The organism is Micromonospora sp. NPDC048169 (assembly GCF_040652815.1).
In the GTDB taxonomy this organism is placed as follows: Bacteria; Actinomycetota; Actinomycetes; order Mycobacteriales; family Micromonosporaceae; genus Micromonospora.
In genome coordinates, this window is record NZ_JBEZMS010000008.1 from 60620 (window position 1) to 85678 (window position 25059).

25 protein-coding genes and 2 pseudogenes are annotated in these 25059 nt (G+C 74.4%); 16 read left to right on the forward strand and 11 right to left on the reverse strand.

The features are described 5' to 3' along the window. The first annotated feature begins 19 nt into the window (after positions 1 to 19). A complete protein-coding gene (locus tag AB0D28_RS09670; protein WP_357384027.1) occupies positions 20 to 1666 on the forward strand; it encodes a DUF885 domain-containing protein in 1647 nt (548 codons plus the stop codon). On the opposite strand, the gene AB0D28_RS09675 is transcribed toward AB0D28_RS09670, so the two are convergent. Both AB0D28_RS09675 and AB0D28_RS09680 read right to left on the reverse strand, forming a co-directional pair. After that, a complete protein-coding gene (locus tag AB0D28_RS09675) occupies positions 1612 to 2826 on the reverse strand; it encodes a hypothetical protein (protein WP_357384029.1) in 1215 nt (404 codons plus the stop codon). The genes AB0D28_RS09670 and AB0D28_RS09675 overlap by 55 nt on opposite strands. A 31-nt stretch (positions 2827 to 2857) precedes the next feature. Further along, positions 2858 to 3370 carry an NUDIX domain-containing protein gene (locus tag AB0D28_RS09680; RefSeq protein ID WP_357384031.1) on the reverse strand — a complete coding sequence of 171 codons (513 nt, stop codon included), beginning with the start codon at positions 3368 to 3370 and terminating at the stop codon, positions 2858 to 2860. Positions 3371 to 3552: 182 nt separating this feature from the next. Here AB0D28_RS09680 and AB0D28_RS09685 point away from each other — a divergent pair, with 182 nt between their 5' ends. Further along, the gene (locus tag AB0D28_RS09685) at positions 3553 to 4047 is read left to right on the forward strand and encodes a type II toxin-antitoxin system PemK/MazF family toxin (protein WP_357384034.1); all 495 of its coding nucleotides are present in this window, start codon (positions 3553 to 3555) and stop codon (positions 4045 to 4047) included. A gap of 19 nt (positions 4048 to 4066) precedes the next feature. On the opposite strand, the gene AB0D28_RS09690 is transcribed toward AB0D28_RS09685, so the two are convergent. Next, positions 4067 to 4702, reverse strand: coding sequence for a GGDEF domain-containing protein (locus AB0D28_RS09690; protein ID WP_357384036.1), 636 nt, complete (start codon positions 4700 to 4702; stop codon positions 4067 to 4069). A 226-nt stretch (positions 4703 to 4928) separates the two neighbouring features. Here AB0D28_RS09690 and AB0D28_RS09695 point away from each other — a divergent pair, with 226 nt between their 5' ends. From AB0D28_RS09695 to AB0D28_RS09710, 4 genes are all read left to right on the forward strand, one after another. Then, the gene (locus tag AB0D28_RS09695) at positions 4929 to 5186 is read left to right on the forward strand and encodes a DUF397 domain-containing protein (RefSeq protein WP_013285958.1); all 258 of its coding nucleotides are present in this window, start codon (positions 4929 to 4931) and stop codon (positions 5184 to 5186) included. A 104-nt stretch (positions 5187 to 5290) separates the two neighbouring features. Beyond that, positions 5291 to 6178, forward strand: coding sequence for a helix-turn-helix transcriptional regulator (locus tag AB0D28_RS09700; protein ID WP_357384281.1), 888 nt, complete (start codon positions 5291 to 5293; stop codon positions 6176 to 6178). Between the two features lie 76 nt (positions 6179 to 6254). Then, complete coding sequence (locus AB0D28_RS09705) at positions 6255 to 7091, forward strand: SAM-dependent methyltransferase (protein WP_357384038.1); 837 nt, start codon at positions 6255 to 6257, stop codon at positions 7089 to 7091. Between the two features lie 62 nt (positions 7092 to 7153). Beyond that, a complete protein-coding gene (locus AB0D28_RS09710) occupies positions 7154 to 8587 on the forward strand; it encodes a protein kinase (RefSeq protein ID WP_357384040.1) in 1434 nt (477 codons plus the stop codon). On the opposite strand, the gene AB0D28_RS09715 is transcribed toward AB0D28_RS09710, so the two are convergent. Both AB0D28_RS09715 and AB0D28_RS09720 read right to left on the reverse strand, forming a co-directional pair. Next, positions 8554 to 9186: a phosphotransferase gene (locus tag AB0D28_RS09715; RefSeq protein WP_357384042.1), complete on the reverse strand. Its 633-nt coding sequence runs from the start codon at positions 9184 to 9186 to the stop codon at positions 8554 to 8556. The genes AB0D28_RS09710 and AB0D28_RS09715 overlap by 34 nt on opposite strands. Before the next feature lie 25 nt (positions 9187 to 9211). Continuing rightward, positions 9212 to 9904, reverse strand: coding sequence for a carbon-nitrogen hydrolase family protein (locus tag AB0D28_RS09720; protein WP_357384044.1), 693 nt, complete (start codon positions 9902 to 9904; stop codon positions 9212 to 9214). Between the two features lie 66 nt (positions 9905 to 9970). On the opposite strand from AB0D28_RS09720, the gene AB0D28_RS09725 reads away from it, so the two are divergent. After that, positions 9971 to 10741 (forward strand): DedA family protein, encoded by a 771-nt coding sequence (locus AB0D28_RS09725; protein WP_357384046.1) that lies wholly within the window; start codon positions 9971 to 9973, stop codon positions 10739 to 10741. On the opposite strand, the gene AB0D28_RS09730 is transcribed toward AB0D28_RS09725, so the two are convergent. After that, complete coding sequence (locus AB0D28_RS09730) at positions 10705 to 12108, reverse strand: hypothetical protein (RefSeq protein ID WP_357384048.1); 1404 nt, start codon at positions 12106 to 12108, stop codon at positions 10705 to 10707. The genes AB0D28_RS09725 and AB0D28_RS09730 overlap by 37 nt on opposite strands. Positions 12109 to 12262: 154 nt before the next feature. Continuing rightward, the gene (gene gdhA, locus AB0D28_RS09735; RefSeq protein ID WP_357384050.1) at positions 12263 to 13594 is read right to left on the reverse strand and encodes an NADP-specific glutamate dehydrogenase; all 1332 of its coding nucleotides are present in this window, start codon (positions 13592 to 13594) and stop codon (positions 12263 to 12265) included. 92 nt (positions 13595 to 13686) lie between these two features. On the opposite strand from gdhA, the gene AB0D28_RS09740 reads away from it, so the two are divergent. The 4 genes from AB0D28_RS09740 to AB0D28_RS09755 are packed head-to-tail and all read left to right on the forward strand — an operon-like array spanning position 13687 to position 16580. Next, the gene (locus tag AB0D28_RS09740; protein WP_357384052.1) at positions 13687 to 14028 is read left to right on the forward strand and encodes a MazG-like family protein; all 342 of its coding nucleotides are present in this window, start codon (positions 13687 to 13689) and stop codon (positions 14026 to 14028) included. Between the two features lie 30 nt (positions 14029 to 14058). After that, entirely contained in the window at positions 14059 to 14892 is an 834-nt protein-coding gene (locus AB0D28_RS09745) for a hypothetical protein (RefSeq protein WP_357384054.1), read from the forward strand. Positions 14893 to 14908: 16 nt separating this feature from the next. After that, a complete protein-coding gene (locus tag AB0D28_RS09750) occupies positions 14909 to 15880 on the forward strand; it encodes a pirin family protein (protein WP_357384056.1) in 972 nt (323 codons plus the stop codon). A gap of 31 nt (positions 15881 to 15911) precedes the next feature. Then, positions 15912 to 16580 (forward strand): hypothetical protein, encoded by a 669-nt coding sequence (locus AB0D28_RS09755; RefSeq protein WP_357384058.1) that lies wholly within the window; start codon positions 15912 to 15914, stop codon positions 16578 to 16580. 317 nt (positions 16581 to 16897) lie between these two features. On the opposite strand, the gene AB0D28_RS09760 is transcribed toward AB0D28_RS09755, so the two are convergent. Continuing rightward, positions 16898 to 17167, reverse strand: a complete 270-nt coding sequence (locus tag AB0D28_RS09760; RefSeq protein WP_030502657.1) for a DUF2795 domain-containing protein — start codon at positions 17165 to 17167, stop codon at positions 16898 to 16900. A 154-nt stretch (positions 17168 to 17321) separates the two neighbouring features. Between AB0D28_RS09760 and AB0D28_RS09765 the strand changes: the two genes are divergently transcribed. Continuing rightward, positions 17322 to 17729: a DUF2267 domain-containing protein gene (locus AB0D28_RS09765; RefSeq protein ID WP_357384060.1), complete on the forward strand. Its 408-nt coding sequence runs from the start codon at positions 17322 to 17324 to the stop codon at positions 17727 to 17729. 15 nt (positions 17730 to 17744) lie between these two features. Here AB0D28_RS09765 and AB0D28_RS09770 read toward each other — a convergent pair whose 3' ends face one another. After that, positions 17745 to 18908 (reverse strand): CaiB/BaiF CoA-transferase family protein, encoded by a 1164-nt coding sequence (locus tag AB0D28_RS09770; protein ID WP_357384062.1) that lies wholly within the window; start codon positions 18906 to 18908, stop codon positions 17745 to 17747. Between the two features lie 241 nt (positions 18909 to 19149). Between AB0D28_RS09770 and AB0D28_RS09775 the strand changes: the two genes are divergently transcribed. From AB0D28_RS09775 to AB0D28_RS09790, 4 genes and pseudogenes are all read left to right on the forward strand, one after another. Next, entirely contained in the window at positions 19150 to 20184 is a 1035-nt protein-coding gene (locus AB0D28_RS09775; RefSeq protein WP_357384064.1) for a TerC/Alx family metal homeostasis membrane protein, read from the forward strand. A gap of 44 nt (positions 20185 to 20228) precedes the next feature. After that, positions 20229 to 20826 (forward strand): annotated as a pseudogene (locus AB0D28_RS09780) (sulfite oxidase-like oxidoreductase). 40 nt (positions 20827 to 20866) lie between these two features. After that, positions 20867 to 21586, forward strand: coding sequence for a ferredoxin reductase (locus AB0D28_RS09785; RefSeq protein ID WP_357384283.1), 720 nt, complete (start codon positions 20867 to 20869; stop codon positions 21584 to 21586). A gap of 47 nt (positions 21587 to 21633) precedes the next feature. Then, positions 21634 to 21804, forward strand: a pseudogene (locus AB0D28_RS09790) (DUF6510 family protein); the annotation flags it as partial. Here the strand turns inward: AB0D28_RS09790 and AB0D28_RS09795 are convergent. Together AB0D28_RS09795 and AB0D28_RS09800 are read right to left on the reverse strand one after the other, a co-directional pair. Then, positions 21730 to 23529, reverse strand: coding sequence for a glycosyltransferase (locus AB0D28_RS09795; protein ID WP_357384066.1), 1800 nt, complete (start codon positions 23527 to 23529; stop codon positions 21730 to 21732). The pseudogene AB0D28_RS09790 and the gene AB0D28_RS09795 sit on opposite strands and share 75 nt — an antisense overlap. 179 nt (positions 23530 to 23708) lie before the next feature. Further along, complete coding sequence (locus AB0D28_RS09800) at positions 23709 to 24362, reverse strand: C39 family peptidase (RefSeq protein WP_357384068.1); 654 nt, start codon at positions 24360 to 24362, stop codon at positions 23709 to 23711. Positions 24363 to 25059: the final 697 nt, after the last annotated feature.

The following is a 25059-nucleotide window of genomic DNA, read 5'->3' on the forward strand; positions in this document are numbered from 1 at the left end:
CGGGGCTAGCATCGGTGTGGTGAGCGACGACGTCATCGATGCGCTGCTGCGGGAGACGGGGCGCCTCGATCCGTGCGCCGCCGTGGTCGAGGCCGGTGAACAGGACGTCGACGGGCTCACCGACTACAGCCCGGACGGTCACCAGGCCCGCGCCGATCTCGCCGCCCGCGCCCTGCGCCGGATCGAGACGCTGCCCGCGACCCCGCTGCACGCCCACCTCGCCGAACGGCTGCGCGCCCGGATCGCCTTCCACGACGCCGGGGAGGACCTGCGGGAACTGCACGTGGCGGCCACCGGCCCGCTCCAGCTCATCCGCCAGTGCGTCGAGTCCGCGGTGCCGGGCCGCGACGCCGGGGGCACGGCCTACGAGGACGGATGGGCCCGCGTCGGCGCGCGCCAGGCCGCGATCCCGGCCGCACTCGACGGGTACGGCCAGAGCCTCCTGCTCGCCGCCGCGCGCGGCCACCTGCCGGCGCGGCGTCAGGTGGAACTGGTGACGCGGCGCTGCCGCGCCTGGCTCGACGACGACATCGCCCTGGTGAAGCGGTACGGCGACGGCCCGCAGTGCGCCTCGTTGCAGGCGGCGGCGCAGGACGCGCGGGAGGCGTACCGGAGATTCGCCGCGACGCTCGCCGCGGACCTGGCGCCCCGGGCGCACGACGACGAGGCGTTCGGCCCGGCGCGGTACGCCCTCTGGGTGCGGGCCTTTCTCGGCGCGGAACCGGACCTGCGCGAGCTGTACGCGTGGGGCTGGGACGAGTTCACCGCGATCGAGGCGGACATCGTCGCGGAGGCGAAGGCCCTGGGCGGCACCGTGCCCGAGGTGCGGGAACGGCTCGACCGCCCCGACGCGCCGGGCGTCCTGCGCAGCCGGGACGAGTTCGCCGCCTGGCTCCAGGAGCTGCTGGAGGCCACCACCGAGCGGCTGCACGGCGTCCACTTCGACATCCCCGCGCCGCTGCGGCGCATCGAGTCACGGGTCACCACGTCCGGCGGCACCGCCTACATCGGGCCGTCGCGGGACCTGACCCGGCCGGGCCGGGTCTCGTGGCTGCTGCCCGACGGGCAGGAGCGCTTCTCGACCTGGTGGGCGTACAGCACCGCGTACCACGAGGGCGTCCCCGGCCACCACCTGCACCTCGGCTCGGAGGCGTGCCGGGGTGGCCCCGGGCAGCGGCTGAACCTGCTCGGCGGGCTCTCCGGCGCCCAGGAGGGCTGGGCCCTGTACGCCGAGCGGCTCATGGACGAACTCGGATTCTACGAGCAGCCGGGCACCCGGCTGGGCCACCTGTTCATGCAACTGCTGCGGGCGGCCCGGGTGGTGCTCGACATCGGCCTGCACCTGCGCCTGCCGATGCCGTCCGGCAGCACGCCGTGGACGCCGGACGCCGCGCTGGACCTGCTGCGCGACCGCTGCCACCAGGGGCCCTACGCACCACTGGAACTGGCCCGGTACCTGGGCCGGCCCGGGCAGGCGCTGACCTACAAGGTGGGGGAGCGGGTGTGGCGCGACGGCCGCGCGGCCTTCCCGGGCGACCGGCGCGCGTTCCACAACCGGGCGCTGGAACTCGGTTCGCTGGGACTGGACCAGCTCGCGAGCGCGCTCGCCGTCTATCCGGCGTCGTCGGCGGGCAGCTCCTCCGGGTCGGCCACCCACGCGGAGTAGACGGGCAGGCCGTCCCACGGCCCGCCGGCCGGGTCGGTGGTCACCGCCACCACCGCGTACGGGTGACCGAACCGCAGCTCGGCGACGCGGGCGACACCCTCCGGCGGCATGCCGGCCACCATGCCGAACGCGGTCACCGCGGCGGCCTCGAAGCCGTAGCGGCCGAACCGGGCCACTGCGGACTGCGCGGCGTCGAAACCCGGCGCGGCCAGGCCCAGCAGCTCGCCGAGCGCCCGGGCCGCCGCGTCGAAGCCGATCCCGGGCGCGGTCAGATCGTGCCGGCTCCGCGCCGACCAGCAGGGCAGCACCGCCGTGGCGCGTTCCTCCCGGCCGTCCGCCGCGAACGTGCGGATCGGCTTCTCCCGCACCGTCCACAGCGGCGTCTCGCCAAGCGGCAGGTCGAACAGCGGCCGGCGGTCCGGCATGGAGTCCGGAACGAGCGCGGCGGTGCTCGCCAGCTCCTGCGCGGCGGCCAGCACCTCGGCGGCCGGCACCTCGGGCGCGGCAGCCACCGACACCACGAGCATGCCGGCGCCGTCGTCGCCGGTGCGGGCCGGCACCGCGTGCACCGCCACGTCACCGGCCCGGCCGGTGGCAGCCAGCCAGCAGCGGTGCCCGAACGGGGGCGTACGCAGCACCCGGCTCAGCCGGCCGGACCAGGCGCTGCCCGTGCCCAGCTCCGTGCCCGGGGCGGTGTCGAACGGGTCGGCCCACGACACCCGGGTCGCCAGCGCGCTGGCCAGGATCAGCAGCGTGTCCGGGCCGACGTCGACCGGAAAGCGGTCGATCAGCCCGCCGGTACGCTCCCGCGCCCAGGCGTCGAGCGCCGCCTGGTCGGGCAGCGCACCACGTTCGGTGTTCTCCGGCAGGGCGGCCCGCCAGGCGTCCAGCTCCGCCGCCGGGGCGAGTTCCCACAGCGCGGTGGCCGCGGCGACCATCGGGTGCGGCGCGGCGAGCAGCGCCCGGGCCTCGGCGGCGGCGTCGTCCGGGTCGACGCCCAGTGCCTCGGCCAGCGCCGCGCGGGCGTCGCCGGTGGCGGCCGGGCCGGTCAGCGCCAGCAGCAGCCAGGCGCCCAGCGGCGAGGCGACGTGGTGGGTGTCACCGGCGGCGCGGTGCAGCCGCTCGGCGTAACGGGCCAGGGGTGCGCGCAGTGGAGTCACCGCTCCACTGTGCCCGCCGGGACCCCCCGTGTCAGGACCACAGCTCGAACGGTTCGTCGATCTCCGCGCCGGCCAGGAACGCGGGCAGCAGTTCGGGCAGCCGCCCGGGATAGCAGCGCGGCCGCTCGGCGAGCACCTCGGCCAGCGGCCACCAGCGGAACCCGAAGTAGTCCTCCACCTCGTAGTCCAGCCGCAGCGCCTCGTCCACGTCCGGTCCGGGGCCGGGCAGCCGTACCGTCACGACCACCTCGTCCTGGAGGTGCCGGCGCTGCCGGTGCCGGAAGCTGGCCCGCCGCCGCCAGGTGGGAGCGCCCACCTCGTCCGGGCCGATGGCGATGCCGGTCTCCTCGCGGAGTTCGCGGACCGCCGTTTCCCGGTACGTCTCGCCCGGGTCCAGCCCGCCGCCGGGTAGCTCCCACCACACGCCGAGGTCCGGGTGGTCCGGGTCGCGGGTGTGGAACAGCAGCAGACGGTCGGCGGCGTCGAGCACCACCAGCCGTACCGCGCTGCGCTCGAACAGCGGCAGATCGTCGGGCAACTCCACGGTTAGAGAGTAAGGAAGGGCCCCCTGTTAACGCCTCCGGTAGTAGAAGGGCCCCTTATTAACATCGCCCAGCGCGGGGGACGCCCGGGTGCGCCGCCCGGCGCCGATCCCACTCAGCCGGTGTCGACGACGCGGGCCACCTCGCCGGTAGCGGACGCACCCCGCCCGATAGGCTGCCCGCCGTGGCAGGTCTGTTGAAGAACGTGGCGTCGAAGCTCGGCCGGATCACCCGGGTGGCGCCCGCCCCCGCCCGCACCGGCGGGCCGATCCCGGCGCAGGTCGCGCGCCGCCGCCAGGTCAACGCGTTGCAGCGCCGCGAACTGTCGTACGCCCCGGAGCCGGACGGGCAGGCCGACCCGGGCGAGATCGTCTGGACGTGGGTGCCGTACGAGGACGACCCGCGTCAGGGCAAGGACCGCCCGGTGCTGGTGGTGGGCCGGCACAGCCGCACGCTGTTCGGGCTGATGCTGTCGAGCCAGAGCGACCGGGACGGCCAGCGGCACTGGCTGGCGCTCGGCCCGGGGGAGTGGGACCGGGACAAGCGGCCGAGCTGGGTACGCCTGGACCGGGTGCTCACCATGCGCGAGGACGGCATCCGCCGCGAGGGTGCGGTGCTGGACCGGCCCCGGTTCGACCGGGTCGGTGCGGCGTTGCGCGCCGGCTACGGCTGGCGCTGACCACCGGGTAGGGCCCGGGTCAGCACTCCGCGACGAGCTGGCGGGTCGGGCGGGCGGCGCCGAGCGTCTTCGCCTCGTACATGGCCGCGTCGGCGCGGCAGAGCGCGTCGGTGAGCTGCGTGGGGCAGTGCACGGGCGCGAGCCCGACCGAGGCGGTGACCTGGATGCTGCGCGCCCCCAGCGGGATCGGCGCGGCGAGCGCCTCACAGAGCCGCCGGGTGGCGTGCTCGATCCACCAGCGGTCCGCCGTCGGGCTGGCCAGCAGGCCGGCGAACTCGTCGCCGCCGAGGCGGGCGACCGGGTTGTTGCCGGCGAACGCGGCCAGCCGTTGTGCCACGCTGACCAGCACCTGATCTCCGGCGGCGTGCCCGTAGCGGTCGTTCACCTGCTTGAAGTTGTCCAGGTCGAGCACGACCGCGACGAGGGGCTGACCGGCCGGGTCGGTGAGCAGGGCGGCGGCCAGGCGGAAGAACGCGCGGCGGTTTGGCAGCCCGGTGAGCGGGTCGTGGCTGGCGGCGTGCCGCTCGGCGGCCAGCTCGGCCTGGAGCAGCTCGATCTCGGCTTCGGCGCGTAGGGCGCGGCGGCGCAACTGCCAGGCGGAGACGAGCGCGCCCGCCGCGGAGATGCCGGAGGCGATGGTCATCGGATCCGCCAACGCGTCCTCCTCACCGCAGTCCCGTAGCCGCGCGAAGCGGCATCCCCGGGGCCGGGCTCGGGTCACCGTACGTGAGCGAACCGGCACACCGTATTTCGGTTATCATGCTCTCTGTCCATTGCAGATGCAATAGCAGATGCACGTGCATCTCACTCCTCAGTCGACAGACGTCGCCACCCACCGCCCCTCCCCGCGGCCTCGGCTGGCTCATTCCCGAAGGACGCCCATGCAGCAACCCCCGAACGGCGTGCCCGTGACCGAGTTGCCACCGATGCGCTGGTTGAAGAGCCGTCGCAGCAACCCCAGCGGCAACTGCGTCGAACTGGCCGAGCTGCCCGGTGGTGGCGGCATCGCGGTCCGCAACTCGCGGCACCCCGAAGGGCCGGCACTCATCTACACGGTGGACGAGATCGCCGCGTTCGTGCTCGGCGCCCGCGACGGCGACTTCGACCACCTCATCCCGCCGTCCCGTACACGGGACTGACTCCGTCCGTACGGAGGAGTTCACCTCACTGTCGGTTCATGGCATGCTTACTCGTCGGCCGGGAGGGTGCCCGGCCGGTGCGGCCGGGATGCGAGGGCGGTCAGGTGGCGACGGTGCCCGTCGAGGGTGGTCCGACAAGCGGTCCGACAGTGCTGCGCATGTTGCTCGGCGGGCAGTTGCGCCGGCTGCGGGAGAGTGCCGGGGTCAGCCGCGAGACCGCCGGCTGGGAGATCCGCTCGTCGGAGTCGAAGATCAGCCGGATGGAGCTCGGCCGGGTCGGCTTCAAGGAGCGCGACGTGGCCGACCTGCTCACGCTCTACGGCGTCACCGCCCCGGAGGACCGCGCCGCGCTGCTCAAGCTGGCGCAGGACGCGAACAACCCGGGCTGGTGGCACCGCTACGGCGACGTGCTCCCGCCCTGGTTCCAGTCCTATCTGGGCCTGGAGGCGGCCGCCGCGATGATCCGCACCTACGAGGTGCAGTTCGTGCCCGGCCTGCTGCAGACCGCCGCGTACGCCCGGGAGGTGATCCTGCTCGGCCACCGCGGCGCGTCGGTGGCGGAGCTGGACCGGCGGGTGGAGCTGCGGATGCAGCGCAAGGATCTGCTGCGGCGCGCGAACCCGCCGCAGTTGTGGGCGGTACTCGACGAGGCGGTGCTGCGTCGCCCGATCGGCGGCGCGGCGGTGATGCGGGAGCAGATGGACGCGCTGATCGAGGCGACCTCCGGCCCGCATGTGCGGTTGCAGATCGTTCCGTTCGCCGCCGGCGGGCACGCGGCGGCCAGTGGTGCGTTCAGCATCCTGCGCTTCGGCGACGCCGACCTGCCCGACATCGTCTACATCGAGCAGCTCACCAGCGCGATCTACCTGGACAAGCGCGACGACCTCGACTTCTACGCCGAGGCGATGGAACGGTTGTGCGTGGAGGCCGTGCCGCCGGAGCGGACGCCGGAGCTGCTGACCCGCCTGCGCGACGAGCTCTACCCGGCCTGACCGGCTCGATGGCGGGCCGTGGCATGATCGGCGACCGAAGACAGTGGACGGTGGCACGCGAGTCGTGGAGGCGGCCTTGACCAGCGAAGCACCAGGTACGGCACCCGAGTCCGGCCGGATAGACACCACGGTGGCGCACCCCGCCCGCCGGTACAACTACTGGCTCGGCGGGAAGGACAACTTCCAGGCCGACCGTGACTCCGGCGACGCCATGGCCGCGCGGTTCCCGACCATCCGGCTCAGCGCGCTGGAGAACCGGCGGTTCCTGCGCCGCGCGGTGCGCCACCTGGCCGGCGAGGCGGGCATCCGCCAGTTCCTGGACATCGGCACCGGCATCCCCACCGCCGACAACACGCACGAGGTGGCGCAGTCGACCGACCCGCGCGCCCGGGTGGTCTACGTCGACAACGACCCGATCGTGCTGGCCCACGCCCGCGCGTTGCTCACCAGCTCCGCCGAGGGCGCCACCGCCTACCTGGACGCGGACCTCGTCGACCCGGAACGCATCCTCGCCCACCCTGATCTGCGCCGCACGCTCGAACTGTCCCAGCCGGTGGCGTTGATGCTGCTGGCGGTGCTGCACTTCGTGCCGGACGGCGAGGATCCGTACACGATCGTCGGCCGCCTGCTGGACGCGTTGCCAGCCGGCAGCTACCTGGCGGCCTCGCACGCCACCCACGACTACCTGCCGTCCGACGTGGCCGTCGAGGCGAAGGCGGCGGCGCGCGGCGGCGGCCCGCACGGCGTGATCAACCTGCGCAGCCGGGAGGAGTTCGTCCGCTTCTTCGACGGGCTGGAACTGGTCGAGCCGGGTGTCTGCTCGGTGGCCGAGTGGCGTGCCGACGGCGAGCCGGAGCCGCGCCCGTCGGTGATCGACGTCAGCATGTACGGCGGGGTCGCCCGCAAACCCTGACCCGGGGCTGCGTGCCAGGCGGTTGACGGGCCGGGGGGCCGCACGGGCAGACTGGAGGCATCATGTCGCCGTTCACGCCCGCCCTGCGCCTGCACGACCGGTACGTCCTGCGCGAACGCATCGGCCTCGGCGGGATGTCCGAGGTGTGGCGGGCCGACGACGAGGTGCTGCACCGGCCCGTCGCGGTCAAGGCCCTCGCCGGGCAGCTCGCCGCCGACCCGAAACTGCGGGCGGTGATCCAGCGCGAGGCCCGCGCGGCGGCGCGGCTCACCCATCCGCACGTGACCCAGGTGTACGACTACGGCGAGGCGACGCTGGACGGCGGCGTCGTGGTTCCGTACCTGGTGATGGAGCTGGTGGAGGGGCAGACGCTCGCCGACCGGCTGGCGGGTGGTCCGTTGGCCTGGCCGGACGCCGTGCGCACCGCCGGGCAGGTGGCCGGGGCGCTGGCCGCGGCGCACCGGATCGGCGTGGTGCACCGCGACGTCAAGCCGGCGAACGTGATGCTCACCGAGACCGGCGCGAAGGTGCTCGACTTCGGCATCGCCGCGCCGGCCGGCCCGCACCCGGTCACCGGGCAGACCGGCGCGCTGCTGATGGGCACGCCCGCCTACTTCGCCCCGGAACGTCTCGACCCGGGCCCGGCGAACCCGGCCGGCGACGTGTACGCGCTCGGCGTACTGCTGTACCGCAGCCTCACCGGCCGGGCCCCGCTGCCGGTGCGCAGCTGGGACGACGTGCTGGACGTGCGGCGCAACCGGCCGGCGGTGCCGCCGCCGCGGGTGCCCGGCCTGCCGCCGGAGATCGCCGACCTGGTGCTCGCCTGCCTGGCGCTGGAACCGGACCGCCGGCCCACAGCGGCCCGGCTCGCCGAGCGGCTCGGTGCGGGGCGCCCGGTGGACCCGCCGACGGCGATCCTGCCCACCGTGGCGCCGGTGGCGCACCCGCCCACGCTCGTCGAGCGGCCCTCTGTCGCCGCGTCCCGCCCGCCGGGGCGTCCCGTCGCGCCGCCGCGTCCGGCGGTCTCGTCGAACCGGCTGTTCGGGCTGCTGGTGGCCGGTGCGGTGGTGCTGCTGCTCGCGGTGGTCGGCTCGCTGGTGTGGGGTGACGGCTCCGGTACGCCGCCGGCCGCCGAGCCCACCGCCGGCCCGTCGACCGGCGCCGCCGAACGGCCGGCCCCCGAGCCCAGCAGCGCCGCGCCCCCGTCGACGGCGTCCGAGCCGGTGACGCTGCGTCAGCTCGGCGACCGGTTCGGTGAGCTGCTCGACCGGGCCGAGTCGGTCGGGCTGATCGACCGCAAGACCGCCGCCGACCTGCGCAAGAAGGCCGCCGAGCTGGATCGGGGCAAGCCGAAGGACAGGGGCAAGCGGGTCGAGGACCTGCGCGAGAAGATCGACGACGCGGCCGAGGACGACAAGATCGATGCGGTCACCGCCGCCGCGCTGCGCAAGCTGCTCGACGGCTACGAGCGGCTGCGCGGCGCCGACGAGGGCTGACCCGCCGGAGGCGCGACAGCGCGGATCGTCTCCGTCACCAGGGCCGCCGCCTCGGGCAGCAGCTCCGGATCGGGCGCGTGACCGGCGGCACGGTGCCGCACCGCCTCCGCCAGCCGGTCGAGCGGCCCGGAGACGGCGGCGTACGCGGCCAGCAACTCACCTGCCGCCGCCGCCAGCGGGTGACCCGGAGCGCCGGCGACCTCCGCGAGGATCAGCGCTGTCGTCGTCCGGTCCAGCGCCGGCGGCCCCTCGGCGCTGTCGGTCCAGTCGATGACCACCGGACCGGTCGCGGCCAGCATGCGGGCGCCCGCTCGCGCGGTGACGGCGCCCGTGTGGAACGCCTCCACCAGCGTCGGGCCGGTGACCCGGTCGAGCACCAGGTCGGCGCCCTCGGCGTGGTGCACCCGGGGCACCGGATAGCCGGCCCGGTGCAGGTGCCGCATCACCTCGGCCTCGGCCCGCACGTCGCCACCGTCGCGGTAGCGGCGCAGCACCTGCCCGCCGGGCAGCAGCCACACGTCGGCGGTGCGGCCGGTGGCGAGTGGGGTCGCCACCGGGAAGCCGGCCGGTGCCGGGCCGGTGCCCTCCGACGGTGCCATCCCGCCGAGCGTAGGCGATCCGTCCTCAGTGCAACGTCCCGGTGACCACCTCACCGGCGCCGGTGCCGGCACGGGCCACCGGCTCGCCCGCCGGTGACCAGATCCCCGAGCCACCCGCGGCCCGCGCGTACCCGCCGCCGGTCGAGCCGGCGAAGCTGGCCGTCACCACCCAGACGCCGTGCGCGGCGGCGACCCGGCGGGCACGCTCGTCCGGCACCGCCGCGTCGTCGGCGGACTCCAGCACCCCGGCCAGGTAGGCGTCCGCGCCGAGCGCCACCGTCGCCGCCGCGTGCTCCGGCGTCCCGGTGTCCTTGCACACGGCAAGCCCCAGCCGCCAGCCGTCCACATCGAGCACCGCCGGCTCCCGGCCCGGCCGCATGTGCCGCGGCTCCGCGCCACCAAGGCACATCTTCCGGTACGCCACCCGCACGCCCTCGCCGTCGACGGCGAGCACCCCGATGTGCGGCCCGGGCACCGGCGCCCCGGCCAGCGCCAGGGTGCCGGTTTCGGCGCAGGCCGCGCGCAGCGGTGCGAGCCGGGGATCGTCCGGGTCCAGCGGCGCGGCGGTCAGCTCGTAGCCGGTCAGTGACATCTCCGGGAAGACCACCACCCGGGCCGACGCGGCGCGTACGGCCTCGGCGTGGCGTACCGCGTTGCCCTCGACGTCGTCGGAGCGGGTGAGCGGCTGGGCGACGGCGATCCGCAGCGGCGTACGCATGACGTACACGATAATGGTTTCCATCACGCGTGGCCGTCCCCAGCTTCGCCCCGTAACGTTGGTCCGATGATCGGAAACGCACAGCTGCTCGCCGGCCCCCGGGTGAGCGCCGCGCGGGCGGCGGAGCCGTCCGGCGACGGAGTGGCCGGCTGGGTCACCGGCCTGATGGAACGGCTCGGTGGACCGGGTGCCGGCCTCGCGGTGGCGCTGGAGAACCTGTTCCCGCCCATCCCCAGCGAGGTGATCCTGCCGCTGGCCGGCTTCACCGCGAGCCAGGGCAAGATGAGCCTGGCCGGCGCCATCTTCTGGACCACGCTCGGGTCGGTGGTGGGCGCGCTGGCGCTCTACTACATCGGGGCGGCCCTCGGGCGGGACCGGATGCGTGCCCTGGCCGCGCGGCTGCCGCTGATCAAGCTGGAGGACGTGGACCGCACCGAGGCGTGGTTCCTGCGCCACGGCGTCAAGGCGGTGTTCTTCGGCCGGATGATTCCGATCTTCCGAAGTCTCATCTCCATCCCGGCCGGGGTGGAACGGATGCCGGTTCCGGTGTTCCTGCTCTACACCACGCTGGGCAGCCTGATCTGGAACACCACGTTCGTGCTCGCCGGCTTCCTGCTCGGCGAGCAGTGGCACGTGGTCGAGGCGTACGCGGGCACGTTCCAGAAGGTCGTCATCGTGGCCGTGGTGGCCGGGCTCTGCTGGTTCGTGGTCAGCCGGGTCCGCCGCTCCCGCCGGATCGCCGCCGCGCCGCCGGAACCGGAGCCGGCCCCGCAGTCGGAGCCGGCCCCGCAGGGCACCGTCTACCGGGGCGGCTGGTACACCCGGGCGGAGGACTGAGCGCCGGCCGGGCACGGCGGGTAGAGCGGGCGGGTGCCGGCGCCGGCGGCCCGGGCGGCCTCGTCGCTGAACCGGCAGCCGAAGTCCGGCGCCGCCACCGCGCTCCGGTCGGTGACCGGGTCACCGGCGGGGCGCTTGCCGGTGCGCACCCAGCGGACCAGGTCGTCCCAGGCGGCGCCGGCCTCGGCCGGGCTGAACTCGCAGTGCTGCGCGGTGCGCACCGCCCGCTGCACCAGCAGCCGGGACCGGCCGTTGCGGGCGACGTCCCGGGCGTACGCCTGCTCCATGCCCAACGGCACGAACAGGTCGCCGAGGCCGTGCAGGCTCAGCACCGGCGCGGTGGGCCGCCCGGCGATCCGGGGCACCTCGGTCAGGCCGGGTGAGAGCCGCTGGCGCAGGTTCTCCGGCGCGACCCGCCGCACGGTGGCGTTGAGGTTCACCGGCTGGTTCGGCGTGTACCTGGTGAACAGGTTCGTGGCGAGCTGGCCGGGACGCCGGGCGGGGGAGCCGTCCGCCTCGCTGACCGCGATGCCGAACAGGAAGTCCTTCCAGATCGCGAACGCGGCGTCGGTGCCCGGCCGCGGCCCGCCGGAGCGGTCCACGGTGACCGCGCGTAGCTGTTTGCCGAGGTCGTTCGTGGTGTCCGGGCCGCCCGGGGTCAGCCCGGCCAGGCCGAGCGTGACCTGGATCCGGGGCACCGCCGAGGTCAGGTAGTCGGGCGGCGTCGGGTACGCGCGCACCCCGGCCAGCGCCTGCGCGGCCAGGTTGTAGTCCAGGAAGAAGTCGAACAGCTCCTGGTCGCCGAGCACCCCGCACATCGGCAGCGCCCCGGCGTAGAAGCCCGGGTACTGCTCCAGCGACCGGCCGATGACGTGGCCGCCCATCGACACCCCGGCGACGAACACCCGGTGCGGGCGCCGGACGGTACGGGAGAACAGGTCGGCCAGGGCACGGGTGCCGCGTACGCCGGAGCGCACGTCGTAGCCGTTGCGGTCGTACGACGACGACGCCCACGCGTACCCCTGGGCGACCAGGCGCTGCCGCAGGTCGAAGCCGGGCGGCTCCGGCGACAGCTCGGTGCCCTGCCCGCGGTAGCCGTGCGCCCACATCACCAGCTCGCCGTTCCAGCGCCTGGGGATCTCGATGATGTATCCGGCGTTCGCGTGCACGCCCTGCCGCACGGTGGTGGCGGCGCCGTTCACGACCAGTGGCGGCAGCGGCGGGTTGACGATGGTGTAGCCGGGCAGCGGGCCGCTGCCGTCGGCGCTGCCGCCGGCGGCGGCGGGCGCCGCGCCGGTGAGGCCGAGCGCCAGCGTGAGGGCCGCGCCGACGGCGAGCAGCCGGCGGCGGACGGGTGAGGGCTGCATCGCTGCTCCCCGGGGGGACGGGTGCCACCCCGGGACGGGGGGTGACGACGCGGGACGGATGCCTACCGGCCGGTAGCGCACTGAACCTAGGCCGGGGGTCGAGCACTGTCAATCGCTGACCGGCCGCTCGGTCTGCGTCCGTCCCGCGGTCCGCTCAGACCAGGCCGTGCGCCAGCATCGCCTCGGCCACCCGCCGGAAACCCTGGATGTTCGCCCCGGCCACGTAGTCGCCGGGCAGGCCGAACTCCTCGGCCGTCGCCCAGCACCTGTCGTGCACGTCCCGCATGATCTCGCGCAGCCGCTGCTCGGACTCGCCGAACGTCCACGTGTCGCGGCTGGCGTTCTGCTGCATCTCCAGCCCGCTCACCGCCACCCCGCCGGCGTTTGCCGCCTTGCCCGGGGCGAACCGCACCCCGGCCCGGCCGAGGATCCGCACCGCCTCCGGCGTGGTGGGCATGTTCGCCCCCTCCACCACCGCGACGCAGCCGCCGGCGACCAGCGCGGCGGCCTCCGCGCCGCCGATCTCGTTCTGCGTGGCGCAGGGCAGCGCCAGGTCGCAGGGCACCTCCCAGACGTTGCGGTCCGCGACCGCCACCGCGTTGCGGGCGTGCTCCGCGTACTCGGCCAGCCGGCCCCGCCGCTGCTCCTTCAGCTCGCGCAGCAACGCCAGGTCGATGCCCTTCTCGTCGACCACGTAGCCGCCGGAGTCCGAGCACGCCACCACGGTGCCGCCGAGCTGGTGCACCTTCTCGATGGCGTAGATGGCCACGTTGCCGGAGCCGGACACCACGACCCGCTTGCCCTCCAGGCTGTCCCCGGCCTGACGCAGCATCTCGTCGGCGAAGAACACCGCCCCGTACCCGGTCGCCTCGCGGCGCACCTGCGCGCCCCCGTACGCCAGGCCCTTGCCGGTGAGCACGCCCGCGTCGTACCGGTTGGTGATCCGCTTGTACTGCCCGAACAGGTAGCCGATCTCCCGGCCGCCCACCCCGATGTCACCGGCGGGCACGTCGGTCTGCGGGCCGATGTGCCGGTACAGCTCGGTCATGAAGCTCTGGCAGAACCGCATCACCTCGCGGTCGGAGCGGCCCTTCGGGTCGAAGTCCGCGCCGCCCTTGCCGCCGCCGATGGCCAGCCCGGTCAGCGCGTTCTTGAAGATCTGCTCGAAACCGAGGAACTTCACGATGCCCAGGTAGACCGACGGGTGGAAGCGCAGGCCACCCTTGTACGGGCCGAGCGCGCTGTTGAACTCCACCCGGAACCCACGGTTGACCCGTACCCGGCCCTGGTCGTCCTCCCACGGCACGCGGAAGATGACCTGCCGCTCCGGTTCGCAGACGCGCTCGACCACCTCGGCGTACTCCGGATGCCGGGCCAGGGCCGGACCGATGCTCTCCAGTACCTCGCGGACCGCTTGGTGGAACTCCGGCTCTCCCGGGTTCCGGGCGACCACGCCGGCGAACACCGACTCGACGGTCTCCGGCATCACGGGCACCTCCTCTCGCCTGGGACGCAGGCCCTCTGGCCTGCGTCGCCCCAGGATACGAACGGTCTGCGGGGTGCGGTTCACTGGTCCGCGTGGACGCCACCATCTGGACGACGGCGCGGGACGCGCGCGCCTGGCTCGACGCCGCGAACGGCCGCGGCGACACCGAACTGACCTGTCGCATCCTCAAGATCGGCGAGGAGGCCGGCGAGGTCGCCGCGGCCTGGATCGGGCTGCTCGGGCAGAACCCGCGCAAGGGGGTGACGCACACCCGCGAGGACGTCGCCGCCGAGCTGGCCGACGTGGCGTTCACCGCGCTCGTCGCGATCGAGAGTCTCGGTCTGGACGCGCACGCCGTGCTGGCCGCGTGTGCCGGCAAGGTGCGGGAACGCACCGGAGTGGGAATGAACCGGGACGCCGAACCAGACGTATGACCCGGTGGGGACCGGCGAGAGGGGACGAGCATGACCGCATCCGAGGACGACCCCGACCTGGCCCGGCCCCGCTGGTCCGGCGGCGCCCGGCTGCTGGCCGCCGCCGCCGTGCTGGTGGTGGTGCTCGGCGCGGTGGCGGTCGCGGTGACGCTGTCCAACCCGGGCCGCCTCGGCGTGGTCTTCTCCGGCGGCGAGCCGTCGCCCCTTCCCGGGCGCGGCGGATCCGGCGGGGCGGGCGCCGCCGAGGTGGCCGGCGCCGAGACCCTCGCCGCGCCGCGCGGTGGCCGGCAGCTCGCCCAGTTCGAGCTGGTGGACGGGCTGACCCGGTTCACGCTGCGCGCCGCCGACCTCGGCGACGACCTGTACCGGATCGGCACGCCGGACGGTTCGGGTGTGACGCCGCGCCCGCAACTGGCCGGCGATCGGGTCCGGCTGCGGATCGAGGAGAACGGCCGCCCCGGTCCGGCCGCGGTCGAGGTGGTGCTCAACTCCCGGGTCACCTGGCGGCTGCGGCTGATCGGCGGCGTCAGCGAGCAGCGGCTCGACCTGGGCGAGGCCCGGCTCGCCGGAGTAGACCTGGTCGGCGGCGCCTCGCGTACCCGGCTGCTGCTGCCCCGGCTCGACGGCTCCCTCACCGTCCGGATGACCGGCGGGGTCAGCGAACTCACTGTGACGGTGCCCGGCGAGCCGCCGGCCCGGGTGCGGGTGGCCTCCGGCGCCGGCTCCCTGACCCTGTACGACGAGCGTCGCGGCGGGATCGCCGCCGGCGACCTGGTCAGCTCGCCGGGCTGGGACCGGGCCACCGACCGGCTCTACCTCGACCTGGTGGGCGGCGCGAACGCGGTGAGCGTCAGCGCGGACTGAGCGTACAGTCGGGGCGGTGGACCGTACCGAATCCCTGCCCGCGCAGACGCTCCCACCCGGCGTCGGCCCGACCGACCCGGGCAGCGTGCTGCTACCGGGCCACGACGTGCCGCTGGGTCGCTACACCACGGTGCGGCGGCTGCTGCCGCAGCGGCAGCGCCGGATGGTCGGCGCCTGGTGCTTCGTCGACCACTTCGGGCCCGACGACGTGGCCGACCGGCCCGGCATGGAGGTGCCACCGCACCCGCACACCGGCCTCCAGACCGTCACCTGGCTGCTCGACGGGGAGATCCTGCACCGCGACAGCCTCGGCAACGTGCAGCCCATCCGTCCCGGCCAGCTCAACGTGATGACCTCCGGGCGCGGCATCGCCCACTCCGAGCGCTCCCCGCTGGTGCACCCGCCGCTGATGCACGGCGTGCAGCTCTGGGTGGCACTGCCCGACCCGGCCCGGGCCGGCGACCCGGCCTTCGCCCACCACGCCGACCTGCCCCGCTGGCGCGACGGCGACCTGGACGTGACGCTGCTCGTCGGCGACCTCGGCGGGGAACGCTCGCCCGCGCTCGTGCACACCCCGCTGGTCGGCGCGCAGCTCGAGGTCCGGGGCACGGCGCCGGCCACGCTGCCGCTGCGTCCGGACTTCGAGTACGGGCTGCTGGCCATGTCCGGCGCCGCCGAGTGCGACGGCGTGGCGCTGGCCCCCGGCGCGCTGCTCTACCTGGGCCTCGGGCGGGACGCGCTGACGCTGGTCGCCGAGCCGGGCACCCGGCTGCTGCTGCTCGGCGGCACCCCGTTCGAGGAGCCACTGGTGATGTGGTGGAACTTCGTCGGCCGCTCGCACGAGGAGGTGGCGGCCGCCCGGGAGGACTGGATGGCCGGCCGCCGCTTCGGCGTGGTCGCCGACGACGCGGCCCCGCCGCTGCCCGCGCCCGCGCTGCCCACCACCCGGCTCAAGGCCCGCGACCGCAGCGGTGGCGTACGCGGCTGAATGCCGGGCCCGCACCGGGGTAGTCGGCGGCATGCCGACAACCACCACCAGGCCCGGCCTCGCGGACCGCAAGCGCCTCGCCCGCCGGCTCGCCGGGGACGGCCGAGGGTTCGCCGAGTGCTTCGGGTTCCGGGTGACGAACAACCCGGCCCAGTTGTTCCAGGTGCTGTACCTGGCCGTCCTGCTGGCCCGCCGGGGTGACTTCCACCGGGCGGTCGACGCGGCCACCGCGCTGCGCGACGTCGGCTGGGACACCGCCGCCCGGATGGCCCGCTCCCGGCACGAGGACCGGGTACGCGTGCTGCGCGCCGCCGGGCTGCGCGGTGACCTGGCGGGGATCGCCGACACGCTCGGCGACCTGGCCCGCACGATCGTCGAGACGTACCGGGGCGACCTGCGCCGGCTGCGGACCGCGGCGCACCAGGACCCGGGCGAGGAACGGCGGTTGCTCATCGCTCTGCCCGGAGTGGACGACGAGGTGTGCGACCTGTTCCTGCGGGAGGCGCAGGCGCTGTGGCGCGAGGCGGCGCCGGTGGCCGACCGGCGGGCGCTCGCGGCGGCCCGGCGGCTCGGGCTGGGACGCACCGCACACGACCTCGCCGGACTGACCGGCAGTGGCGAGTCGGAGCAACTGTCGTGGCTGGTCGGAGCGCTGGCGCGAGTGGACCTCGAGCGGCGCTACGCCGAGGTGACCGCCTGAGCGCGTACGTGCGCCCGGACACACTTCCGCGATTCTCACCCGTTCGGCTGATGCCGCGTCGTATGATGATCGTGGCAGCGATGCCCGCCCGGTTCGGGCGAACATCTCACCGCCGCGCGGTCGCGACCCGGTTCGGGCGTGAACCGCGCAGGGCAGGTGCTGCGTGGCGCCCCAGGTCGCGGTTCGCGACCCGGGGCGCTCGCCTGTCCGGGGCACGCGGACCAGCCACAGGGGAACGGCCACCTGCGACTGTCGCACGTCGTCCCCGGCACGCGCAGAGGCCGGCGGCCGTGTCGCCGCCGGCTCTCCCGCGGTGCTCAGATGCCGCGCAGATGCTGCGACACGCGCGGGTGGTTGTCCCGGGCCTGCGCCGCGCGCTGCGAGCGGCTCACCTCGGGGGCCGCGTCGATGCCGGCCGAGCGGGCCACCTCGGTGCCGTTGGCGTAGTCCACCGGGGGCAGCGCGCGCAACGCCCGCAACACGTCCGGCGGCGCGCCCTCCCGCTCCGCCTCGCGGATGACGTCGTCCTTCCCGGCCGGGTAGTCCAGCGCGGACAGGTACTCCAGGACATCCGAGTAACTCGCCATGGGTCGGGCTCCTCGCGGCAGTAGTTCGGGTCGTGACCGGGCGGCGGTTACCCGTCGCGCCGCTGCTCACGCCCGCGAACGCGGAAATCCCGCCCCCCGTTTCCGCCGCGCCGTCGCGGGTAGCCGCGGTGGCGCACCGAAGGGGGTACCACCGATGCACTACCTGACCTTCGTGAGCCGGGTCGCCCGGCTCACCGGCACCGGCGAGGACCGGGCCGCCACGCTCACCGCGGCCACGCTTCAGACGTTCGCGGAGCGGCTGACCGGTGGCGAGGTGCTGGACCTGGCCGCGCAACTGCCGAAGCCGCTGCGGGGGTTGCTCAGCCCCTATCCGCGTGACGAGGCGGCCGAACGGTTCGGCGCGGCCGAGTTCGTGGCCCGGGTCGCCCGCCGCGCCGGATGCGACGAGAACACCGCCCGGGGCGCGGTACGCGCCGTGTTCGTCACGTTGCGCGAGGCGATCAGCGGCGGCGAGTTCCAGGACGTCGTGGTGCAGTTCCCCCGCGACTACCGCGAACTGGTGGAACCGGCACTCGCCCCGGCCGCCACGCACCGGCGCTGACCCGGCCGGTAGGCGTCAGCCGATCACACCGGCGGCGCGCAGCGCGGTGATCCGGTCGGCCGCCATGCCGGCGGCCTCGGCGAGGACCTCGTCGGTGTGCTCGCCCGGCGTCGGCGGCGGCCGCCGCACGCCGGTAGGGGTGGCCGAGAAGCGCGGCGCGGGCGCGGGCTGGGTGACCCCGTCCGGCGCGACGAACGTGTCCCGGGCGCGCAGGTGCGGGTGCTCCGGTGCCTCGGCCCAGTCGAGCACCGGCGCCACGCAGGCGTCCGTGCCGGCGAGCAGCTCCGTCCACTCGTCCCGGGTCCGGGTGCGGAACAGCCGCGCCCAGGCGGCCCGTAACGCCGGCCAGTTCGCCGGGTCGTCCCGGTCCGGCGCGTCGTCGCCGTCGGGCGGGAAACCGGTGAGCCGGACCAGTTCGGCGTAGAACTGCGGCTCCAGCGAGCCCACCGCCACGTAGCGCCCGTCGGCGCACTCGTACGTGTCGTAGAAGGGCGCGCCGCCGTCGAGCAGGTTCACCCCGCGCGGGTCCTGCCACAGCCCGATGCCGCGCAGCGCGTGGATCTGGGTCGCCAGCACCGACACGCCGTCCACGATCGCGGCGTCGACCACCTGGCCGGGCCCGTCGGCGCGCACCGCGTGCAGCGCCGCCACCACCCCGAGGGCCAGCATCATGCCGCCGCCGCCGAAGTCGCCGAGCAGGTTCATCGGTGGCACCGGACGCTCACCGGCCCGGCCAACCCCGTGCAGCGCGCCGGTCAGCGCCAGGTAGTCGATGTCGTGCCCGGCGCTGTGGGCGAGCGGGCCCTCCTGCCCCCAGCCGGTCATCCGCCCGTACACCAGCTTGGGGCTGACGGCGAAACAGTCGTCCGGGCCGATGCCGAGCCGCTCGGCCACCCCCGGCCGGAAGCCCTCCACCAGCGCGTCCGCGCCGGCGACGAGCGCCAGCACGAGGTCACGGCCCGCGGGCTGCTTCAGGTCCACGGCGATCGAGCGGCGGTTGCGGTTCAGCAGGTCGCCGGGAAAGGCGCCGAACCCGCCGCCGCCGAGCCGGTCGACGCGTATCACGTCGGCGCCGAGGTCGGCCAGCATCATCGCCGCGAACGGCACGGGGCCGATGCCGGCCAGCTCGATCACCCGTACGCCGGTCAGTGGTCCGTGGTTCGTCACCCGCGTCACCATAGGGGCCCGGGTGACCCGGCGCCACGCCTCGCCGCCGCACAACGGTTGACCAGGGCAATCAACCCTGTCCCGACTTGGCGTCCGGTCCGGCGGTGACCTAGCCTTGTCCAGGCGAGGGGAGTACTTCCCACGAATCATTCCGGTCAGTACGGCAAGCCGCCGAGGCGAGCCCCGGGTGGTTGCCCACGGAAAACGTGGGTGAAGGAGACCTCGAACATGACACGGTGTTCGAGGAGGTTCCATGCCCGAATTGTCCCCGCTGGCTGCGTCCGAGCTGTCGTCGATCGGCACGCCCACGCTGTGGGCGGTCACCATCGTCGGCGTGCTCGTCCTGCTGGTGCTCGACTTCCTGGTCACCCGCAAGCCGCACGAGGTCTCCATCCGTGAGGCCCTGGGCTGGTCGGCCTTCTACATCGCCCTGCCGCTGGCCTTCGGCGCCTGGGTCTGGTCCCGCTGGGGCAGCCAGCAGGGCATCGAGTACCTCACCGGTTACCTGGTCGAGAAGTCGCTGTCGGTCGACAACCTCTTCGTCTTCATGCTGCTGCTCGCCGCCTTCGCGGTGCCCTCGGTGCTGGCCCAGCGAGTGCTGCTCTACGGCATCGCGGGCGCCCTGGTGCTGCGCGGCGTGTTCATCGCGCTCGGCGCCGCCGCGCTCAAGACGCTCGACTTCGCCTTCCTGCTGTTCGCGCTCATCCTCGTCGCCACCGCGGTGAAGCTGCTGCGCGACGCCCTCACCGGGCACGAGCAGGAGGTCGACATCAACAAGATGCGGTCGGTGCGGCTCCTGCGCAAGGTCATGCCGGTGGTCGACGAGTACCACGGCACCCGGATGACCATCCGGCAGAACGGCCGGCGGGCGCTCACCCCGTTCGCGCTCGTCGTCGTCGCCGTGCTGGCCACCGACATCGTGTTCGCCGTCGACTCGGTACCCGCCGTCTACGGCATCACCGAGGATCCGTACCTGGTCTTCGCGACGAACGCCTTCGCGCTGCTGGGCCTGCGGGCGCTGTACTTCGTGCTGCACGCCGCGCTGAGCCGGCTGGTGCACCTCAGCTACGGCCTGGCCGTCATCCTGGCCTTCATCGGCCTCAAGCTCGGCCTGCACTGGGCGCACGGCATCTGGGAGAGCGTGCCGGAGATCCCGACGGTGGCCTCGCTCGGCGTGATCATCGGCGTCCTGGTGATCGTCACCATCACCAGCCTGCGGGCCACCCGCGACAGCGGCGACGGCAAGCGCACTGTGGTGCACGAGACCCGGGGCGGCGGCTCGGCCTGAGGGAACCCCTGCCCCGGCGGGACCGGCGGTGGTACGACTGACGGGTGGGAATCGTCTCGCCCGGCTTCCAGGGCCGGCCCCGTACGTCCGCTCCCGACCTGCCGCCGGGGCAGTACCTCACCGAGGACTTCCCGGTGCTCTCCGCCGGCCCGACCCCGCGTGTCCCGCTGGACACCTGGGAGTTCGTGCTGACCGGTGAGGACGGCGCGGAGTACCGCTGGTCCTGGGACGAACTGATGGGCCTGCCGCAGGACACCCCGACGGTGGACCTGCACTGCGTCACCCGCTGGTCCAAGCTCGGCACCACCTGGCAGGGCGTCTCCCTGGACACGCTGCTCGACGGCGTCGACACCGACGCCCGGTACGCGCTCGCGCACTCCTACGGCGGCTACACCACGAACCTGCCGCTGGACGACCTGCGCGGCGGGCGGGCCTGGGTGGTGCACACGTACGACGGCGGGCCGCTGCCGGCCGAACACGGCGGACCGGCGCGGCTGCTCGTACCGCACCTGTACCTGTGGAAGTCGGCGAAGTGGGTGCACGGCATCCGGCTGCTCGTCGACGACCGGCCCGGCTTCTGGGAGACCGCCGGCTACCACGACTACGGCGACCCGTGGCGAGCAGCGCTACCAGGGCGACTGAGGTGGCGGCACCGGCCGAGGGGCGCCGCGTCGCGCCGCTGATGTGGCGGGTGGCCCGGCTGGCCGAGCGGCGGATCGAGACGCCCACCGCGCAGACCCTGGTGCTGGACGTGCCCGGCTGGCCCGGACACCTGCCCGGGCAGCACGTCGACGTGCGCCTGACCGCCGAGGACGGCTACCAGGCCGCCCGCTCGTACTCGCTGGCCGGCCCCGCCGACGGCGAGCGGATCGAGGTGACGGTGCAGCGGGTGCCCGACGGCGAGGTGTCGCCGTACCTGACCGGCACCTACGCCGAGGGCGACCCGGTGGAGGTGCGCGGGCCGGTCGGCGGCTGGTTCGTCTGGCGTACCGCCGACACCGCGCCGGTGCTGCTGGTGGCCGGCGGCTCCGGCGTGGTGCCGCTGATGGCGATGATCCGCGCGCGCCGGGCCGCCGGCAGCCGCACCCCGTTCCGGCTCGTCTACTCGGTGCGCACCCCCGACGACGTCATCTACGCCGACGAGTTGCGCCGCCGTGCCCGCGACGACCAGGGCCTGGACGTCGCGTACGTCTACACCCGGTCCGCGCCGCAGGGCTGGCGCGGCGAGCCGCACCGGATCGGCCTGGCCGACGTGAACAGCCACGGCTGGCCGCCCGAGATGGAGCCGCTGTGCTACGTGTGCGGTCCCACCGGATTCGTGGAGACCGTGGCCGACCTGCTGGTGGGGCTGGGTCACCCGACCCGGCGCGTGCGGACCGAACGGTTCGGCCCGACCGGCTGAGCACCCGAGGAGGGCGTATGACAGACCTGTCGTACCTGGACGGCAACATGCTCGACGGGCCGTTGCGCGAGCTGTTCGCCGTCGACCTCAGCGCCACCACCGGCCGCTGCGACGCCTGCGGGACGACCGGCCCGATGGCCGGGCTACACGTCTACTCGCACGCCCCGGGCCTGGTCGGGCGCTGTCCGGCCTGCGCCGGGGTGATGGTGCGGCTGGTCCGCGCGCCGCAGCGGGCCTGGCTGGACCTGCGTGGCACCACGTACCTCCAGGTGCCCATGCCGGCCGAGCAGGGCTTCCGCGCCGCGCCCTGACGCCTGCGCCGCCGCGGCGCGCTCCGGCACCCGCGCCTCGGCCGGGCCGCGCCGGCCGCGCCGGCGCAGCCGTCCGACCAGCTGCCCGACCGTCACCGGCACCACCGACAGCACGAGCTGGCCGTTGCGCGGGTCGACTGTCGCGGCCACCCCGTACAGCCGGGCGCCGTGCCGCAGCAGCCGGGGCCGCCCGGCGGCGAGCCGAGGGGCGCGCACCGCGGCGCCGCCGCGCCCGTGACCGCCGTCCACCTCGGCGCGCACCGGGTGGCGCTGCCCGCTCGCGCAGCTCGCGGCCAGGAGCCGGTCGAGGGCGAAGTCCGTGCGCAGCGTGCGGCCGGTCGGGTCGCCGGCGTCCATCCTCGTGGCGCCCACGACCGGACCGGCCAGCAGCCGCACCGGCCCGGCCTCCGAGGCGAACCGGGGGTACGGGCTGCGCGTGGTCACCGTCAGCGTGTGCCGGTCGGTCCAGCCCACCTCGACGGTGTCCAGCCGGGCCAGCCAGTCCGCGCGCACGTCGGTGACGTCGGTCCACCGGGCCGGGGCGCCCGGGTAGCCCGCGTGCCACCGGTCACCGGCGAACACCGTCGTCGGCACGCCCCGCCCGGTGTCCTGCTCGATGACCGCCAACAGGTCGTCGACCCCGCCCGCGGCCACCACGCCCAGGCGCAGCCGGGCCTCGACACCGAGCCGGTCCCGCAGGCCGTCGGTGACGTGCCGCCGCACCAGCCGGGCGACAGTGGCGTGTACCCGCTCCTGCGCGCCCCGGTCCAGGTGCCGGAAGTCGTCGCCGACGAGGTTCGCCAGTTCCAGCCCGGCGTGGCGGCGCAGCACCGCGTCCCGGCCCGCCCCGGCGGGGATCAGGTCGGCCACGTACGCGAACAGCCGCTCCACGCTGACCAGGCGCTGCTCCACCCGGCTGTGGTACGTGATGTTGCGGGCGTCCAGCCGTCGTACCGCGTGGTAGTAGTCGTAGTCGGCGAGCACCGAGATCCGCCGCGCGTGGTAGCAGGCGGCGAGCGTGAACGGCTGGTCGCTGAGGACCGGCATGTCCTCCGGGAAGCGCAGCCCGAGCCGGTCCACCAGGTCGCGCCGGAACAGCTTCGTGTTCGCCAGCGACCAGGGCAGCGCCGAGTCGAACAGGCTCACGTCCACCGCGTTGCCGCCGGCGAACACGTCGGAGAAGACGTGCCGGCCGTTGACCCCCACCACCTTGCCGACCACCACGTCCGAGCCGTACCGGTCGGCGGCGGCGAGCAGACGCTCCAGGGCCTCCGGGCCGAGCCGGTCGTCCGAGCCGAGGAAGAAGACGTACCGGCCGGTGGCCAGGTCCAGTCCCCGGTTGCAGGGCGCCGCCGGACCACCCGAGTTGGGCTGATGGACCACCCGTACCGTGCCGGGGTACTTCGCGGCGTACCGGTCCAGCAGGCGGCCACTGCCGTCGGTGGACCCGTCGTCCACCGCCACGATCTCCATCCGGTCCGGCCCGATGGTCTGCCGCAGCACCGAGTCGAGGCAGGACCGCAGGTAGCGCAGCGTGTTGTAGACGGGTACGACGACGCTCACGTCGGGGTGGCTCGTCGCGGGTGGGCGGTGCGTGGTGGGTGGGCGGTGCGTCGCCTCCTCGGCTGCCACAGCTGCTCCTTCACGGTCGCCCGGACGATCCGGCGCGACCCAGCGTGGTGGAGCGACCCGTCCGGGTGACGACACCGGCGTGACGGCGAGGTGACCGGCAGGCAGCCGTTGGATACGCGCGAAAGGGCCCGACCCCCGCGGTGGGGGTCGGGCCCTTTGTCGTTGTCGTTGTCGTTCGGTCAGGAGCTGTAGCCGCGGCTGGCGATCCAGCGGGCGAGCTCGTCGACGTCCATTCGGTAGGAGGCCTGGTTCGGGTTGGCCGAGTCGGCGATCGTCACGACCTTGCCGTTGTCGCGGTAGCCGACGACGCTGATGTAGTGGCCGCCCTCGAAGGAGTGGGTGTTGCCGTCGGTGTCGGTGGCGGTGCCGGCGATGTTGGCGACCACGGCGCGGCCGTCGTCGACGGTCTTGACCACGTCGGCGCGCAGCTTGTCGACCTTGTCCCGGTCGCGGGCCTTGTCCACGGGGATCTCGGTGGACTTGTAGACGTCCTTACCGGTCTCCTTGTTCAGCACCGGGGTGATGTCGTTGATGGAGTTGGTGCCGGACTCGGTGGTGCCCATCTCCTTGGCCATGGCGTGCACGTCGATGTTCTTGCCCTGCACGCTCAGGGCGTTACGCGCGGCGGCGGGGCCGCAGAAGTAGAAGTTGGGCTGGGCTTCGTAGCGCACGTCCAGCTCCCGCTCGCCGTGGCCCTTGCGGTCGGCCACCACGGTGGTGGTGCTGGTGGTGGGGGCGGCGTGGGCGGCGATGGCGGGACCGGCGATGCCTCCAGCGGTGGCGGCGATACCGGCAGCGGTCAGAGCGGTCTTGCGCAGCAGAGTGGTAGCCATGATGGTTGCCTCCCTGAAGTGGGGGATGACGCGGCAAACGGGGGGTGCCGCGAAAAGGGGGGAAAGTCTTCGGGGTGCCCGTCGAAGGGCTGGCACGCGGGCGCCCTGGAGGGGCCTGCTGTGCGCGGCTCGGGGATGTAACGACGACCGGCCCGGTGTCATTCCCGGCGGTGGTGACTCCGTCCGGGGCTGACGGCCCGAGGGCGTTGCCTGCTGTCCGCGGCTCGGGGATGTAACGACCGGCGGGCCGGGGCCATTCCCTGACCTGGCGATCCGCTCGACGCCCCGGTGGGCCGGTGCGCGGCGCTCGACCCGGTGCCTCGGCGGCCAGTCATGTACAACGCCCCGCGCCCGCCACCGATTCCAGCCTCACGATGGCACCGACCACAGCCCGTCAGGGCCACCGCAGCCGAACCGGACACCCGACCCGATACGGACCGACCTTCGCTGTTAGCCCGACAGGCCCGCGCGGACCTCGCAGACCTCGCCGAACGGGCGCTCGTAGACACGAACGGCAGGACCTGCTCCCAACAAGCGAGATCCGCAGGCCACATGACAGGAACTGAAGAGATCTTGGTACGAAAGGGCCCCTATGGGGCCGTTTCCTACCAAGATCTGCGGGCTGGCTCCGGAGCGAGGCGGTCACGCGGTCGCGGTCCGCCGGAATGGGCGGCGGGTGGAGTGCATCCCGGGTGGG